12 protein-coding genes are annotated in these 16,753 nt (G+C 46.4%); 8 read left to right on the top strand and 4 right to left on the bottom strand.

Features of this window, described 5'->3' with window-relative positions; all coding sequences use genetic code 11:
• Positions 1-109 precede the first annotated feature (109 nt).
• Together P2W84_RS11315 and P2W84_RS11310 are read left to right on the top strand one after the other, a co-directional pair.
• The gene (locus tag P2W84_RS11315; RefSeq protein WP_276090248.1) at positions 110-1,654 is read left to right on the top strand and encodes a CotH kinase family protein; all 1,545 of its coding nucleotides are present in this window, start codon (positions 110-112) and stop codon (positions 1,652-1,654) included.
• Between the two features lie 74 nt (positions 1,655-1,728).
• On the top strand, positions 1,729-2,763 hold the full coding sequence (locus tag P2W84_RS11310; RefSeq protein ID WP_276090247.1) for a glycoside hydrolase family 43 protein: 1,035 nt from the start codon (positions 1,729-1,731) through the stop codon (positions 2,761-2,763).
• A gap of 4 nt (positions 2,764-2,767) precedes the next feature.
• Here the strand turns inward: P2W84_RS11310 and P2W84_RS11305 are convergent, their stop codons facing one another.
• Positions 2,768-3,685, bottom strand: coding sequence for an AraC family transcriptional regulator (locus P2W84_RS11305; RefSeq protein ID WP_276090246.1), 918 nt, complete (start codon positions 3,683-3,685; stop codon positions 2,768-2,770).
• Between the two features lie 169 nt (positions 3,686-3,854).
• On the opposite strand from P2W84_RS11305, the gene P2W84_RS11300 reads away from it, so the two are divergent.
• The 6 genes from P2W84_RS11300 (at position 3,855) to P2W84_RS11275 (ending at position 14,328) form a co-directional block, all read left to right on the top strand.
• Positions 3,855-4,850 (top strand): aldose epimerase family protein, encoded by a 996-nt coding sequence (locus tag P2W84_RS11300; protein WP_276090245.1) that lies wholly within the window; start codon positions 3,855-3,857, stop codon positions 4,848-4,850.
• Positions 4,851-4,946: 96 nt separating this feature from the next.
• Entirely contained in the window at positions 4,947-6,293 is a 1,347-nt protein-coding gene (locus P2W84_RS11295) for a sugar porter family MFS transporter (protein ID WP_276090244.1), read from the top strand.
• Between the two features lie 35 nt (positions 6,294-6,328).
• Positions 6,329-9,664: a DUF5107 domain-containing protein gene (locus P2W84_RS11290; protein ID WP_276090243.1), complete on the top strand. Its 3,336-nt coding sequence runs from the start codon at positions 6,329-6,331 to the stop codon at positions 9,662-9,664.
• Positions 9,665-9,717: 53 nt separating this feature from the next.
• Positions 9,718-11,901 carry an alpha-galactosidase gene (locus tag P2W84_RS11285; RefSeq protein ID WP_276090242.1) on the top strand — a complete coding sequence of 728 codons (2,184 nt, stop codon included), beginning with the start codon at positions 9,718-9,720 and terminating at the stop codon, positions 11,899-11,901.
• Positions 11,902-11,927: 26 nt separating this feature from the next.
• Positions 11,928-13,400, top strand: a complete 1,473-nt coding sequence (locus P2W84_RS11280) for a sialate O-acetylesterase (protein WP_276090241.1) — start codon at positions 11,928-11,930, stop codon at positions 13,398-13,400.
• Positions 13,401-13,581: 181 nt separating this feature from the next.
• The gene (locus P2W84_RS11275; protein WP_276090240.1) at positions 13,582-14,328 is read left to right on the top strand and encodes a phosphatase PAP2 family protein; all 747 of its coding nucleotides are present in this window, start codon (positions 13,582-13,584) and stop codon (positions 14,326-14,328) included.
• 27 nt (positions 14,329-14,355) lie between these two features.
• Here the strand turns inward: P2W84_RS11275 and P2W84_RS11270 are convergent, their stop codons facing one another.
• The 3 genes from P2W84_RS11270 to P2W84_RS11260 are packed head-to-tail and all read right to left on the bottom strand — an operon-like array spanning position 14,356 to position 16,733.
• Positions 14,356-14,784, bottom strand: coding sequence for a GtrA family protein (locus tag P2W84_RS11270; RefSeq protein WP_276090239.1), 429 nt, complete (start codon positions 14,782-14,784; stop codon positions 14,356-14,358).
• Position 14,785: 1 nt separating this feature from the next.
• Entirely contained in the window at positions 14,786-15,490 is a 705-nt protein-coding gene (locus P2W84_RS11265) for a CDP-alcohol phosphatidyltransferase family protein (RefSeq protein ID WP_276090238.1), read from the bottom strand.
• A gap of 55 nt (positions 15,491-15,545) precedes the next feature.
• Entirely contained in the window at positions 15,546-16,733 is a 1,188-nt protein-coding gene (locus tag P2W84_RS11260; RefSeq protein ID WP_276090237.1) for a metallophosphoesterase, read from the bottom strand.
• Between the last annotated feature and the right edge of the window lie 20 nt (positions 16,734-16,753).

Genomic DNA, 16,753 nt, shown 5'->3' with positions numbered 1-16,753 from the left:
CTTTATTTAGTGTGTGAAACGATGCCTGGCGGACGTAATGTCTGCCGGGCATTTTTATGATGCTGACTGCCTGCGAATGTGTATATTAGGGAACCAAATATTTGAACTTATGATTTTCAGACTAAGGCTTACCGGTAAGACCTTTGTGTCGACGCTGTTTGCGATTTCCCTGTTGTCAGCCTGCAAAAAAGATCCGGACAAGGTGGTTACTCCTGAACCCGCACTGAGTTCGGAGGAGGTCATGAAGACGTTTGTATTCCGGTCTGCGAAGAATCCTGTATTTCTAAAAGATGTAGTCGGTGAAATCATTGGCGATACCATTTATACCAGGGCTTTTTCAGCGAGCAACCTTAGTTACCTGGTGCCGGAATTTACCTTTGAAGGGGCTAAGGTAATGGTTGATGATAAGGAACAGAAGAGCAGTGCTACAGATAACAACTTTACAAAACCGGTTACTTACCGGGTGGTCGCAGAAGACAAAAGCGAAAAGAAATATGTGGTGAAGTTTTCCGACAGTGGTATTGCTGCCCTGTACATTTCTACAGATGGCAAGCCGATTACGAGCAAAGAGATATATGTAAACGGTACGATCAGGTTGGTGAGCAATTTTACTGAGGTCGTGTTTGACGGAAAGATGGAGGTCAAAGGCCGGGGCAATTCAACATGGTACGATATGCCCAAAAAGCCATATAAGATCAAGCTGGACAAGAAGGCGCCGCTTTTGGGAATGCCTGAAAACAAAAGCTGGGTGCTGTTGGCCAATTATGCCGATAAGACTTTGCTGCGCAATGAAATGGCCTTTATTCTGAGCAGAAGTATCGGCAGAGAATTTACCACGCAGTCAAGGTATGTTGAGGTATTTATAAATGGAAATTATGAAGGAAATTATCAGCTGACCCAACAGGTAAAGGAAGGTAAGGGACTGGTGGATGTAGAAGACGGGGGATATTTGATTGAGCAGGACTTATTTGCAAACGGAGAACCCACCTACTTCTATACCGGCAAGGGCATGCCCTTTGTCATTAAGTATCCGGATGATGACAAGGTGACCAAGGCACAGAAGGATTATATCAGTGCTCATTTTCAAAAGGCCGAGGATGCCCTGTTTTCCGTAACCTTTGCAGATCCTGTCAACGGTTACCGGAAATACATCGATGTGGATACTTATGTAGACTACTATATCATTAACGAGGTGATCGGGAATCCTGACGTGTTCAGGAGTACCTATATGTTTAAGAAAAATGATGATGATAAGATCTATACCGGGCCGGTATGGGATTTTGACAAGGCGGCCAATAATGACAACAGGCCGGGTGATCAGACCAGTGGCCTGATGCTGGATGCCGCGTTTGAACCAAAGTTATGGGTAAGGAGAATGATGGAAGACCAGACTTTTCGGCAGCGCATACGCAGCCGATGGAATGAGTTGAAGCCAAAGATTAAGGCGTTGAGTGCCAATATTGATCCGCTGGCGAAGAAACTGGCAGTTTCCCAGGCGGCGAATTTCAAGCGCTGGGATATTATCGGCAGGCAGTCATACATTGAGGTGTATGTCTGGCCAACATATGAAGCGGAGGTGGCTTATCTGAAGAAGTTCCTGGATACGCATATTACCTGGCTTGATACCAAGTTCAACAGCGCAACTTATCAGTAGCAGATCTTATTGGCAGGACTACACATACAACGTAAAACACACAAAATACATACAAACGAAACCGATTAAGAAACATGAAATCCAGACTTATTTGTTTTCTGCTGATAGCGGGGGCACATTTTTATGCCAGCTCACAGACCTTTACCAATCCCTTGTTGCCTTCCGGGGCCGACCCTTACAGTTTTTATAAGGACGGATATTATTACTATACGCATACTACCGCAAGGAACATTACGCTCTGGAAGAGCAAGACAATTGAAGGGCTTAAAAATGCAGAACGTAAAGTGATCTGGAGACCACCTGCTGCCGGACCTTATTCCAAAAATATATGGGCACCCGAGATCATGTTCCTGCAGGGAAAATGGTATGCTTATTTTGCGGCTGACGGTAGTGATAATGTCAACCACAGAATGTATGTGCTGGAAAATCCTTCCAGGGATCCGATGCAGGGGGAATGGACATTTAAGGGCCAGATCACTGATCCGACGAATAAGTGGGCGATTGATGGCGATGTTATAGCGCACAGGGGCAAATTGTACATGGTTTGGTCGGGTTGGGAGGGAGATGCCAACGGGACGCAGGAGATTTATATTGCACGTCTCAAAAATCCATGGACAGTAGAAGGAGAACGGGTAAAGATATCCAGCCCGCGCTATGATTGGGAAAAGATCGGTGATCTGAACGACCCTGGTCTAAAGCATGTAGATGTAAATGAAGGACCTCAGTTCCTGGTACATAAGAAGAAAATATTTGTGGTATATTCGGCGAGTGGCTGCTGGACGGACTTCTATGCGCTGGGGATGCTTACTGCTTCGGCCGATGCGGATTTGCTGAACCCTGCTTCGTGGACAAAATCGGCAGAACCAGTATTTAAACGTTCTCTGGAAAACGCGGTTTACGCGCCCGGACACAATTCATTTTTTAAGTCGCCGGATGGGAAGGAAGACTGGATCTTGTATCATGCTAATGACAAACCCGGTCAGGGTTGCGGAGGTTTTCGTTCGCCCCGTGCCCAGCGCTTCAGCTGGAATGACGACGGTACCCCAAACTTCGGTACGCCGGTAAAGAGTGGGGAGGTGCTTGCCGCTCCCTCGGGAAAAAGGAGATAACCGGTTATGTTCTTGCCTTATGCTGTTTCCGGTAGGCAGATGGCGAGATGCCCATGATGTTACTGAACAGCCGTGAAAAATAGTACTGGTCGTCAAAGCCAAGTGTGACGGAGATCTCCTTGATGCTGCGGTCGGTGAAATACAGGTACTGACAGGATTGATACACTTTGAGCTGGTTGAAATAATTGATGGGCGATGTACCCGTCTGTTTCTTGAAGGAGCGAGAGTAATGGGATACAGAAATCCTCTGCTGAGCCGCCAGATCCTCAATGCCAAACCTGCCCCCGATGTGCTGCTTCATGAACTGTATGGAATTGCTTACTGTCCCGGTGCTGTACATCTCCGGATTTGCTTCCTTATTGTAGATCATCGATGCGATAAAATAATGGAGGGCTGCACTCATCACTTCCATTTCCCTGTCCTGAAAACTATGCTCGGTAATGGCATAAACCTGTTCGAACTGAAGAATGCGCTTTTCTTCATAAGGTAAATTACGGACCTGCGGAATGGCTGATTCTGCTTTGAATCTGGCATATAGGCCGTCAGCCTGTTCCCCGGTAAAATGTAGCCAGTAAATGCTCCATGGGTTGGTGTCACTGCTCTGGTAGCGGTGTGCTGTATTTCTGGGAATGATAAAGTAATTGTTGGGAAGTAAGACGTAGTTGTTGCCTTCTGCTTCAATGGTCCCCATGCCTTCGGTACAATAGATAAGAATATACTGGGCAGCACCCGATTTGCGCTCTATATAGTGGTTTACAGCCTTTGGGTAATGTCCGATGGCAGTAAGATAGATTCCGCGCGTCAGCGGATTGCCTGCAATCCTGCGTTTTACGGCTTGGGGTAATACAATCATCCGCTGTCCAAGGAATCCTTCACGGACACGTTTCCCCTGTTCATTTTTTTGCTGTTCTGTACTGCTCATCTGGTTAGTATTGCATCCTGACGCAAAGGCTATCCCGGTGCCGGGCTTAAATATAAAAGTAAAATCATAAAATTCTGAACAGTGACCGGATTGTCCATTTCTTTTTGGAATTTATCCATTGGCCTGCCTTGGCTTTAGACCTAAGTTTACCTTGATAGACAATAGCGTTATGGAGATTACACGGCTGCACTGGGGTACACATGACGGGTATCCCATTTACCTGTTTACCCTTGAAAATAAAAATGGAGCGAAGGTACAACTGACCAATTTCGGGGCAGCACTGGTCAGCGTGCTCGTACCTGACAGAGCGGGGAAGCTGGCCAATGTGGTACTCGGCTATCCGGAATTTCAGGGATATTTATACGACAATGCTTATATGGGCGTAACGGTAGGGCGCTTTGCAAACCGTATTGCCGGTGGCCGGTTTCAGCTTAATGGCAAGATCTATCTGCTTGAAAATAATGATAACGGGAATTCGAATCATGGAGGGTTCAGCGGCTTTCATAAAAAAGTTTTCGATGATGAGGTATCTGGTGAACGGCTGTTGTTCAGGTTACACAGTCCTGATGGTGAAGGCGGATATCCTGGTAACCTTGAAGTGGAAGTAGCTTATGAATGGACAGATGACAATCGTTTGATGATCGTTTATACTGCTTTCTCTGATTGCGATACCATTGCAGGTTTTACCAACCATGCCTATTTTAATCTCTCCGGGATGAGGGAGAAGATCATGGGGCATCGACTTAGGATTTCGGGAGACAGGGTGCTGGAAGCAGATACAGATTACATTCCCACCGGGAGGGTCTTGCCAGCCGCGGAACTGAGCTTTAACGGGGGGTTCCTCAGGCCTGAATTGAATGTTTGTTATCTACTTAGCGATACCGGGGGTAAAATACTTCCGGCTGCCGCATTGTGGCATGAGGGCTCAGGCCGTACTCTGGAAGTCAGTACTACTTATCCGGGAATGATGCTCTACACTGGTGACTTCCTGGGAGGAAACCCATATGAAGGTCACCTTGGTTACTGTTATTCAGCGCTGGACGGACTGTGCCTGGAATGTCAGTACTACCCCGACAGTCCGAACCAGCCTGGCTTTCCTTCTGTATTGCTGCGTTCGGATGAACATTACCGGCAAGAAATCATTTACCACTTCAAAACAATATAAACTACCTGCAAAGGTTAGATAATCCATGTTTTAAAAAGATCAGTCCATTGATATTGCGCGGCCAATACGGCAATTTTAGCTTACCAATATATTCAGATGAACAAGCAACAGGAAACCTTCAACAATACCTATATTATCGGTATCTCTTTTATCTCTGCATTGGGTGGCTATCTCTTCGGATTCGATTTTGCGGTAATCTCAGGTGCACTCCCTTTTTTAAGAACGGCTTTTGCACTGGATGCCTGGTGGGAAGGATTTCTTACAGGTTCGCTTGCACTTGGCTGCATCGTTGGTTGTCTGATCGCAGGTAAAATGGCAGATAAATATGGCCGCAGGCCTGGCCTTATGCTTGCTGCGGTAATTTTTGCAGTTTCTTCAGTGGGTATCGCCCTGGCGACTGATCTTGTTTTTTTTGTAACCATGCGTTTTGCTGCTGGAATAGGTGTGGGTATGGCTTCCATGCTCTGCCCGATGTATATCGCTGAGATCTCACCAGCTTCCGTAAGAGGACGTAACGTGGCGATTAACCAGTTGACTGTAGTGATCGGTATTCTGGTGACCAATCTTGTTAACTATTTTCTGGCAGACTTGGGTACAGATGCCTGGCGCTGGATGTTTGGGCTGGGGGCTGTTCCTTCAGTAATTTTTTTTGTGGGTGTACTGTGGCTGCCCGAGAGCCCAAGATGGCTGCTGAAGGATGGACAGGAGGTAAAGGCCCTTCAGGTACTGGAAAAGATCGGTTCGGGTGGGTTTGCCGAAAATACTGCTATCGCCATTCGCAGATCACTTGCGGGAAACACCACACAATCCTACCGTGCTGTATTCGATAAAGCTGTGCGTCCCGCTGTAGCGATTGGTATTGCATTGGCCGTATTCCAGCAATTCTGTGGTATCAACGTTGTCTTTAACTATACTTCTACCATTTTTGAATCGGTAGGTGCAAACCTTGACAGGCAACTGTTTGAAACTGTAGCTATAGGTGTTGTCAACCTTATTTTCACGATACTGGCCATGTGGCAGGTGGACAAGCTGGGCAGGAGGCCACTGATGCTGGTCGGTTCGCTTGGTCTTTCGGTGGTATACATCATTCTGGCATTCCTGCTCCAGCACCAATATCCCGCGGGGATGGTTTCAGTATTCGTGCTGCTGGCAATTAGTATGTATGCCATCTCGCTGGCTCCCGTTACCTGGGTACTCATCGCCGAAATATTCCCGAATAAAATCCGGGGCGTAGCGTCTTCAGTGGCCATCGTTTCGTTATGGGCCGCGTATTTCGTACTGGTTTTTACCTTTCCGGTATTGGCAAAGCATCTCGGTGCCTTCGGGCCATTTTACCTGTACGCGGGTATTTGTCTGCTGGGTTTCCTGTTCGTATTGAAAAAAGTAAAGGAAACAAAGGGCAGGACTTTAGAGGAACTGGAGGAAGGTTTTGCTGGTCACTGACGATTGACACATACAATTACAACATATTAAAAAAAATGAATACAGCTGATGTAAAGGTTTGGGAAGAGATGGTTACCATTCCAACGTATGGAACAGGTAAGCCGGATAAGAACCCGATGTTTTTTGAAAAGCGTGTCTATCAGGGAAGCAGTGGAGTGGTATATCCCAATCCTGTGATCGAAAAGATATTGGACGAAAGGGCGGATAAGCAGTACCGGGGGCTTTTTCTGGAAAATGAATACCTGAAGATTATGGTGTTGCCTGAGTTGGGCGGACGTATACAGATGGCATATGATAAAATAAAGGAAAGACATTTCATCTATTATAATCAGGTTGTCAAACCGGCCCTGGTCGGACTTACCGGGCCCTGGATATCTGGTGGTATAGAATTCAACTGGCCCCAGCACCACAGGCCCAGTACCTTTGAACCGATAGATTATAAGGTTGAAGAAAATACAGACGGCAGTAAAACAATTTGGGTAAATGAGATAGAGCAAATGTTCCATACAAAGGGAATGGCGGGTTTTACCTTGCATCCAGGTAAGGCTTATATAGAGATTAAGGCGAAGCTGCTCAACCGTTCAGCCCTTCCGCAAACTTTCCTCTGGTGGGCCAATCCGGCGGTAAGGGTCAATGACCATTACCAGTCTGTATTTCCACCCGATGTCAATGCAGTATTTGACCATGGTAAACGCGATGTATCTTCTTTTCCTATTGCAACGGGAACTTATTACAAGGTAGATTATTCTCCAGGAACGGATATTTCCATGTACCGGAACATTCCTGTACCAACCTCTTATATGGCCATTAATTCCGAATATGATTTTGTAGGTGGTTATGAACATGATGTACAGGGGGGGCTGCTACACGTGGCCAATCATCATGTAAGCCCGGGCAAGAAGCAGTGGACGTGGGGACACAGCGATTTTGGACAGGCCTGGGACAGGAACCTGACTGATGAGGACGGTCCGTATATTGAACTGATGACGGGTATGTTCACAGATAACCAACCGGATTTTACCTGGCTGATGCCTAATGAAGAAAAGACCTTTACTCAGTACTTTATGCCCTACCGCGAACTGGGCATGGTAAAGAATGCGACGAAGGATATTTTACTGGCTCTTGATCTGAACAAAGGTGAGGCGACAGTTAAGATTTATGTAACGTCACCGCAAAAGGACGTAGTAGTGAGATTAACTTATAAGGGGACTGAGCTGTTTGCAGAAAGCGTAAATATTGATCCCAAAGCTGTCTATTATAAAACTGCTGTCCTTCCGCCAGAGGCTGGGGAAAGCGAACTTTTACTTTCCGTATCGGCGCCTTCGGGAAAAATACTGGTTGCTTATGATCCGGCTTCCGGCAAAGTGAATGAATTTCCCCAACCGGCCAGGGCAGCATACATGCCGGAAGACACTGAAAACAATGAACAATTATTCCTGACCGGCCAGCACCTGGAACAGTACAGACATGCCACTTACAGCCCTGTGCCTTACTATGAAGAAGCCCTTAAACGCGATCCGAAGGATTTTCGCTGTAACAATGCAATGGGACTGTGGTACCTGCGTCGCGGGCAATTTGCAAAAAGCGTCCTTTATTTCAGAAAGGCAATTGAAACAGTTACGCAACGCAATCCCAATCCTTATGACACTGAGCCTTACTACAATCTGGGCCTGGCATTGAAATTTCAAGGTAAACAGGATAAGGCTTATTCGGCGTTTTATAAGTCTACCTGGGGCAAGACCTGGAAGGATACGGGCTTTTTCTCTGTTGCACAAATAGATATGGCGCGCGGTGACTGGAGCTTGGCTTTGGAGCATATCGGGTCTTCTCTTGACCATAACGCAGCCAACAGCAAATCATATGTCCTGAAGGCTGCCGCAATGCGTAAACTGGGTAATACCGGACAGGCAGTTATAGTTGCGGAAGAAGCATTACAAAGGGATCCGTTTAACCTGGGCGCATTATATGAGCTTGCGCTTGCGCAGGAAAATGCTGATGGGAAACAGGCTGAAAATACCATTACTGACCTGCTCCACTTGTCAAGAGGAAATGCTCAGAATTTCCTTGCTTATGCGCTGGATTACGCGGCTGCCGGACTATATACAGAAGCTGCCGGACTACTTGAGCGGTATCTGGGCATATCGAAGGATGGTGTCCCGATGGTTTATTATCATCTGGCTGTTTTTGCTCATGCGCAGTCTGAGTGCGAAAAAGCACTGGTATGGCTGAAGAAGGCAGCAGCAGCAAACCCTTATCTGTGTTTCCCAAACCGCCTGGAAGATATTGCCGCATTGGAATTAGCCATCAGACTGAACCCTTCAGATGCGAAGGCCCCTTATTATCTGGGTAATCTTTTTTATGATAAACGCCAGTATGATGAGGCCATTTCCTATTGGGAAATGGCTGCAGAAAAAGATCCCCGTTTTCCGACAGTACTGCGAAATCTGGGGATTGCCTATTTCAATAAACGTAATGACACCGAAAGTGCAGTGAGCTGTTTTGAAAAAGCTTTTGAGCTTGACAGGACCGATGCACGTGTGCTGATGGAACTTGACCAGCTGTACAAGCGGCTGAACCGTAAGGCGGACATACGTCTTCGCCATCTGGAAGCGCACCTGGATACCATGCAGGAACGGGACGATCTATATCTGGAAAGATTAAGTCTGCTGAACTTTCTGGGTAGCTATGACCAGGCGCTGGAGTTAATCAGCAAGCGGCAGTTCCATCCATGGGAAGGTGGTGAGGGAAGGGTTTCCGGTCAGTATGTATACAGCCTGACTGAACTTGCCAAAGTTCACCTAGATAAGGGGCATTTCACAGAGGCGATAGGCTTACTGACAGCTGCCCAGACTTATCCCTGGAACCTGGGTGAAGGAAAGCTTTTTGGCGCGCAGGAAAATGACATCTTCTACTGGCTGGGGTGCGCTTATACGGGCCTGGGGGCAGAAAAAACTGCTGAGGAATGGTTTAGAAAAGCTACCGCAGGACTTGATGAGCCTTCCGCAGCTGTATTTTATAATGATCAGCAACCTGACAAGATCTTTTACCAGGGGCTTGCCTGGCGTGCGCTTGGCGAGGAAGATAAGGCCAGGTCGATTTTCCGGAAGCTGATAAACTATGCGGAGGAACATCTGAATGATAAGATAAAAATCGATTACTTTGCCGTTTCATTGCCGGACTTGCTGGTATTTGAGGCTGACCTGGATGTAAAGAACCGTACACATTGCTTTTTCATGAAAGGACTTGGCCTTTTAGGGCTGGAAGACTACTCAGGTGCTTCAACTGCATTTGATGAGGTTTTGAGCCTGGATGCAGTCCATATGGGTGCAAAAATCCATAGTAATATGCCAAATGGATATAAAAAAGTTTGATCCAATACGCTAAATTTGGGACTTGGCCTAATACAAACCATTAACATAAACAAATGAATTTAAGAACTGTACTATCTTTCGGACTGTTATTCTCGTCCGTAGCCATTTATGCGCAGCATATTAATATTCCTGTGGAGACCAGAAGTAATGCACTGGTCTTGCAGGCTGATGCAAAAAAGAACCTGAATACCATTTATTTTGGTAAGAAACTCGCCAATGCATCAGAATATGACCAGGTGGCAGCACAGTATAAACAGACATCAGAATATACAGGCGTCTTGTCGTCTCCCTATACACCAGCGGGTTCAAAAAGCCTGCTGGAACCTGCCATTGCGGTCACCCATGCAGATGGTAACAATTCGCTGGACCTGCGTTATGAAAGCCATAAGGTTGAAAAGATCAGTGATGATGTAAGTTTGCTCAGTATCGTGCTGAAAGATCCGGTATATGACTTCCAGGTAACACTTTATTATAAGTCGTATTTTAAGGATGATGTGGTGGAGCAATGGAGTGTGATCAGGCATAGAGAAAAAGGGAATGTTGTACTCCAGAAGTTTGCATCGGGAAGTATCTACCTCAAAGCCGATGGCTTTTGGCTGAACCAGTATCATGGCGACTGGGCAAAGGAGATGCAGCCGGAAGAAAGCAAGATAACCCACGGCATTAAGACGCTGGATACCAAGCTGGGTACGAGGGCAAACCTGTTCCAGCCTTCGGTGTTCATGGTTTCCCTGAACAAGCCGGCTACGGAAGATGAAGGTACAGTACTGTATGGTGCCCTGGAATACAGCGGGAATTTCCGTACGGATCTGGAACTTGATTATCAGAACAATCTTAAGGTGATTTCAGGCATCAACAATTTTGCATCGCCTTATTCCCTGAAGCCTAATGAAGAATTTACCACACCCGCCTTTTTGTATACCTTGTCCAATACAGGGAAGGGTGACGCCAGCAGAAATCTGCATAACTGGGCCCGTAATTATAAGATACTTGACGGAAAGGGCAACCGTCTGACTCTGCTCAACAACTGGGAGGCAACTTATTTTGATTTCAATGAGGGCAAGTTGTTCGAGTTGCTGAAGGATACCAAAAAGCTGGGAGTAGACCTGTTTCTCCTGGATGATGGCTGGTTTGCGAACAAATACCCGCGTAATGGCGATGTTGCGGGACTCGGTGACTGGGAAGAGAACAAGACCAAACTTCCTAACGGGGTGGCATCGCTGGTAAAGGAAGCTGGCAATAACGGTGTAAAGTTCGGTATCTGGATAGAACCGGAAATGGTGAACCCGAAAAGTAATCTGTATGAGAAGCATCCGGACTGGGTAATTAAACAGCCTAAGCGGGAGGAACATTATTTCAGGAACCAGCTGGTGCTGGATCTGGCCAATCCGAAGGTACAGGACTTTGTGTTCGGTGTAGTGGACGACCTGTTTACGAAAAACCCTGAGCTGGCTTATATTAAATGGGATTGTAACGCAGTGATCTATAATGCGTACTCCTCGTACCTCGGTAATCAGAACCATTTCTACATTGAGTACATGCGGGGACTTTATAAGGTACTGGAACGCATCCGCGCAAAATATCCTTCAGTACCAATGATGCTTTGTTCGGGTGGTGGCGGACGTGTAGATTATGCCGCGTTGAAATACTTTACCGAATTCTGGCCAAGCGATAATACCGATCCGATCGAGCGGATCTTCATCCAGTGGGAATATTCGTATTTCTATCCCGCAATTACTTCTTCCAACCATGTGACAGACTGGGGAAAGCAACCGATCAAATTCCGCACAGATGTAGCCATGATGGGCAAACTGGGCTTTGATATTGTAGTAAGCCATCTAAAAGAAAATGATCTGAAATATTGCCAGGAAGCTATTAAAAATTACAATACGCTGAAGCCCGTGATATGGCATGGAGACCAGTACAGGCTGGCTAACCCAAGGGAAGGAAGTGTAGCTTCTATGCTCTATGTGAACCCTGAAAAAAGCAGTGCTGTTATGTTCAGCTACCTTGTGAATAACCGTTATGATGAAGGCAGCAAATTACCGGTAAGGTTGAAAGGGCTCGATTCGGGAAAAAAGTACAGCATCAAAGAGATCAACCTTTATCCGGATACAAAATCGGCAATAGATGCCAGTAAAATATATACCGGGGACTTTCTCATGAAGGTAGGTTTCAATCCTGTCGTAAATTCTGGAAGAACAAGTGTGGTGTTGCAAATAGAGGAAATAAAATAGTAAGTTTAAGAATTAAACCAAATCGTATGAACCTTAAACACACAAGACTCTTTAGCGTTGCCACTGGTCTGGGCCTTTTTTTGGCCTCAGGTACCCTGCAGGCTAAGGTGACACTGCCTTCACTCTTCAGTGACAATATGGTCTTTCAGCAAAAGACCAAGGTGCCCGTATGGGGCAGGACGGATGCAGGAAAAACCGTATCCATAACTACTTCGTGGAATAATAAACCGGTAAAAGGACAGGCTGATGCTGCCGGAAACTTTAAAATTTTTGTAAATACTCCTTCTTATGGCGGGCCTTATACCGTGAGCATTTCTGATGGTGAAGAACTAACGCTGAAGAATATACTGGTAGGCGATGTATGGGTGTGCTCAGGCCAGTCAAATATGGAAATGCCGCTGGCGGGGTGGGGCAAGATCAATAATTACGAGCAGGAGATCAAAGATGCGAACTATCCTAAGATCAGGTTGCTGCAAGGAGTGCATGTGACTAGTAACAAGCCACTGGACGATGCAAAGGTAACTAATGGCGGCTGGACGGAATGCACACCGCAGTATATAGGGGAATTTTCTTCAGTAGCTTATTTCTTTGCAAGGGAAATTACCCGGAAGACTGGTATTCCGATCGGTCTTATCCATACTTCATGGGGTGGTACGATTGCTGAAGCCTGGACTAGCGCGGAAACCCTAAGGACGTTGCCGGACTTTAGCGAAAGGCTTGCAAAAATACAGGGCAATCCGGATGATACCAGTGAAAAGAATAATCCCAATCGTGTTTCCGTACTTTACAATGCAATGATCCATCCTTACATCCAGTTTCCGGTGAAGGGTGCCATCTGGTATCAGGGTGAAAGCAATGCGGACCGGGCCAATCAATACCGCACGCTGTTTCCGGCCATGATCAAAGACTGGCGCACGAAATGGGGAGTAGGGGATTTCCCGTTCTACTTTGTACAGCTCGCCAATTTTATGAAAACGGACGACCAGCCTGTCGATTCTAAATGGGCAGAGCTGAGAGATGCACAAAAGCAAACCCTTTCCCTGAAAAATACGGGCATGGCAGTGATCATTGATGTAGGCGATGCTGCAGATATTCATCCGAAAAACAAGCAGGATGTCGGCAAACGCCTCGCTTATATTGCCCTGGCAAAGAATTATGGTGTGAAAATACCTTATTCCGGCCCGGCTTTTAAATCGCAGCAAGTCAGTGGTAATACCATAAGGCTGAACTTTACGGATACGTATGGTGGCCTGAAGGCCAGAGACGGTGCAGAGCTGAAAGGTTTTGCAATAGCTGGTGCTGACCGGAAATTCTATTGGGCTAAGGCAACGATACAAGGTAATCAAGTTGTTGTCAGCAGTGATGAAGTAACCAATCCTGTCGCTGTAAGGTATGCCTGGGCAAATAATCCGCCAAGTACATTGTACAATGACGCAGATCTTCCGGCTTCACCTTTTAAGACGGATAACTGGACAGATGTAACGACAGGCCAGAAATAGTTCCTTGGTGAATTCACCACTGTAATATCAGAATGGTGCCTGAAAGCAAAATAAGGTTTTCAGGTACCATTTTTTTTAAACGGGATAATGACACTCAGTTTTTTGCGTTAGCAAAATGTTAAGAAATTGAGTATTTTGAATGATGATGAATGTGCGGGTAATTTTCCTTAGACTGTCGTTTTTGCTTTTAGCCCCAACCCCGTTGTTCTGCTGCGCGCAACAGGATAGCACAGACCATAAAGGGCAGGAAAAATCCGAGTCCCGGATACAATCATTTCAGCTCAGACCTGTGGCTTTCATTGCCCCGGCTGTTTTGGTCGGTTACGGTGCTTTTGCGGGGGGGAATAATTTTATTAACGATCTGGATCGTACCACGAGAGCCGAACTTCAGGAAGATCATCCTTTGTTTTCCAGCAAGATGGATAACTTTATGCAGTATGCGCCTGCGGCGGCGGTATATGCACTCCATCTTGCAGGAGTGAAAGGAAGACATGGTACACTGGATGCTACAGGTGCCTACCTGGTTTCCTTTGCGATCATGAAAGCTTCGACAGAGTGTATGAAGTCAGCCACGCAACGACTGAGACCTGATGGCAGTACCCGTAATTCTTTTCCTTCGGGACATACAGCTACCTCTTTTACATCAGCTGAATTTCTGATGCAGGAGTATAAAGATGTTTCTCCCTGGATAGGATACGGTGGGTATGCAGTAGCTATAACTACCGGGGTTTTTCGTTTATACAACAACAGACATTGGGTAAGTGATGTCGTTGCGGGGGCAGGTTTTGGTATTGCTTCCGCTAAACTAGGTTATTTTTTTTATCCGAAATTAAAACGTCTGATAGCTGGCAGGCATGCCGCTCATATGAACTTTGTGCCTGTTTACCAGCAGGGTGCTGCAGGCTTTTCCTTTTCAGGACAGTTTTAGTCCAGCTCGTTCTAATCCTGCATACCCTTATACGGCAGGCAGGTCTGTCGGCGGTTTTCTTTTAAATACCCAATAATTTTGCAGTACATAATTGAAACCAAGGGATACGATCAGGTCTACAATGATCCGGCTGATCTTGTAATCAATGTGCAGATAGGTTGTAAAAAGCCAGGTACCGGAAGACTTAAGTATGATACTGCCACAAACTACAAATACAAAGCGTATCAGCTGGCCACCTACAGGATTCTTGCTTGCATTTGTATTACTGAAAGTCCAGTAGCGGTTGACGGTAAAATTAAAGACAGCACCGATGACACCGCCAATGCCTATGGAGATGGTGTAGTGAATGTGTAACAACTCAGTACAACCGAGCATAACGAGGTAGTCGATAATGCCTCCTGCAAAAGCAGAAAACTGTGCTTTGGCAAAGGTATATATCGCCTGTGCCTTCCCCATATCAGGCTGTTTCCTTGAGTTGCGCGTCCTTATTGCCTTTCTCGCGTTCGGCTGCATCGCGCATATCACCATATTGCAGTAATTTTCTTGTTTCTGCAATATTGATCACGAAGAGGATGAGACACATTGCTGCAGCAAAATATTCAATAAGATTACCGAATATGGCCTCAAGTATCATTATGCAGGCGAGGATAATGCGTACCTCGGTAGGCCCCACAAAGCCCGAGTCGATACTGTAGATGTCAGTAATCTTATAGCGAAGCTGGGAGATGATCATCGCCCAGCCATATAGCACCACAAAGACAAATGCGATCAGTTCATAGGCATTCCGCGCATAGACCATATAACCAAGTCCGATCAGTACCGTGCTGATCCAATCCATAATGATGTCCAGAGAAAAGCCATACCATTTGCGGGGAATATTGCGGTAGTAGGCTACACGTCCGTCCAGCGAATCGCCCAGCCAGTTAATGGCAAGCCCTGCAATCCCCAGGAGCAGGTAATGACGATCGATATAAGCAGCCAGGATAAATCCTGCCATGACGATCAGCGAACCGACGGTGCCGATGGAAGTGAGCATATTCGAGGTGACAAACGAAGGTACTTTTTTGACCAGGAAAGATATGGTGGCCTGTTCGGCGGTTCTCAGAACGTTAGTCCTCTTGCGGTCTTGAAAAATTCTTTTCAGCGTGTTGCTTTCTTCCATTCAGTGTTTGCTAATGCAGTTGATAGCTATGCGGCACAAAAGTAGGTAATTTAACTCAATATGCTTTCTTTCTGAGTTCGATTACGGTGATCTCAGGCCAAATGCCGACCCTTCCGGAAAACCCCAGGAAGCCAAACCCACGGTTGATATTCAGGTAGGTTCCGTCATTACCGGTAATACCTGCCCAATGCGGATAACGGTATTTTACAGGGCTCCATTTGATGCCAAGGGCTTCGATACCAAATTGCATGCCGTGTGTATGGCCGGAAAGTGTAAGGTTTATCTTATCCGGAAAACGGAGCACTTCTTCCTGCCAGTGTGTAGGATCATGGGAAAGCAATATTTTGAAATCACGGGGACCTGCACCATTCAGGGCTTGTTTGAGATCACCTCGCTTTCCAAAGCCTATACCCCAGTTCTCTACCCCGGCCAGGACAATATGCTGTCCGTCCTTATGCAATACAATGTGTTCATCCAACAACAACCTGAAACCTAGTTCGGCATGATATTGCTTGAGTTGCTGCAGGTTGTTTTTTTTGGATTGTTCGTCCGGCCACTTAATATAGTCGCCGTAATCATGGTTGCCCAATACGGAAAACTGTCCATAAGGTGCTTTGATCTGCCTGAAGTGTGCCAGCCAGGGCCTGATCTCATCCGCTTTGTTGTTTACCAGGTCACCTGTAAAAACGAACAGGTCGGAACGCTGTTTGTTCACCAGGTCTATGCCTTTCTGAACCGCCGCCTGGTTGGCAAAGCTCCCCGCGTGTATGTCGGATATCTGAGTAATGGTAAAGCCATCAAAAGCGGCAGGCAGATCTTCAAAATAGAGCGTATGTCTGATCACCCTGTAAGCATATTTTCCCCTGGTGATTCCATAAAGAAATACCAGGATGGTAAGCCCAGACAAGGCAGCTGCAAATCCTGTCCAGTAGATACTTCTCGGCCCCCCTGCTATAAGGCGGTATGTATCGCCAGTAAGGAGTATGGCCGCAAATACCAGTTCAGCAACGAACAATATCAGGAATGCGTGGCTGGCAACCTTGAAATACAGATCAGTTGCGCTCCGTGTTCTGATTATTGCAATGATCAGGGCTGCTGTGATCCCGCCGGATATCGCCCAGAATACGGGTGCTACCCAGAAAGCAGCGCTTAATACATAGATGCCCGAAAGTACAAGCCAGTTCAGTGCGAGCACGGCGAAGACAATGATGAGGAGCGGCAACGGGTTTATTTTTCTTCTCATGAATGGTGACAACAAATTAA

The organism is Pedobacter sp. JY14-1, from assembly GCF_029269825.1.
In the GTDB taxonomy this organism is placed as follows: Bacteria; Bacteroidota; Bacteroidia; order Sphingobacteriales; family Sphingobacteriaceae; genus Pedobacter.
This window is presented reverse-complemented; position numbering and strand designations above follow the sequence as displayed.

Bases quoted from the DNA above. Each gene is read 5' to 3' on its own strand.
- P2W84_RS11305 (WP_276090246.1), bottom strand. From the start codon at position 3,685: ATGAGCAGTACAGAACAGCAAAAAAATGAACAGGGGAAACGTGTCCGT.
- P2W84_RS11315 (WP_276090248.1), top strand. From the start codon at position 110: ATGATTTTCAGACTAAGGCTTACCGGTAAGACCTTTGTGTCGACGCTG.
- P2W84_RS11285 (WP_276090242.1), top strand. From the start codon at position 9,718: ATGAATTTAAGAACTGTACTATCTTTCGGACTGTTATTCTCGTCCGTA.
- P2W84_RS11280 (WP_276090241.1), top strand. From the start codon at position 11,928: ATGAACCTTAAACACACAAGACTCTTTAGCGTTGCCACTGGTCTGGGC.
- P2W84_RS11290 (WP_276090243.1), top strand. From the start codon at position 6,329: ATGAATACAGCTGATGTAAAGGTTTGGGAAGAGATGGTTACCATTCCA.
- P2W84_RS11270 (WP_276090239.1), bottom strand. From the start codon at position 14,784: ATGGGGAAGGCACAGGCGATATATACCTTTGCCAAAGCACAGTTTTCT.
- P2W84_RS11260 (WP_276090237.1), bottom strand. From the start codon at position 16,733: ATGAGAAGAAAAATAAACCCGTTGCCGCTCCTCATCATTGTCTTCGCC.
- P2W84_RS11265 (WP_276090238.1), bottom strand. From the start codon at position 15,490: ATGGAAGAAAGCAACACGCTGAAAAGAATTTTTCAAGACCGCAAGAGG.
- P2W84_RS11295 (WP_276090244.1), top strand. From the start codon at position 4,947: ATGAACAAGCAACAGGAAACCTTCAACAATACCTATATTATCGGTATC.
- P2W84_RS11310 (WP_276090247.1), top strand. From the start codon at position 1,729: ATGAAATCCAGACTTATTTGTTTTCTGCTGATAGCGGGGGCACATTTT.
- P2W84_RS11300 (WP_276090245.1), top strand. From the start codon at position 3,855: ATGGAGATTACACGGCTGCACTGGGGTACACATGACGGGTATCCCATT.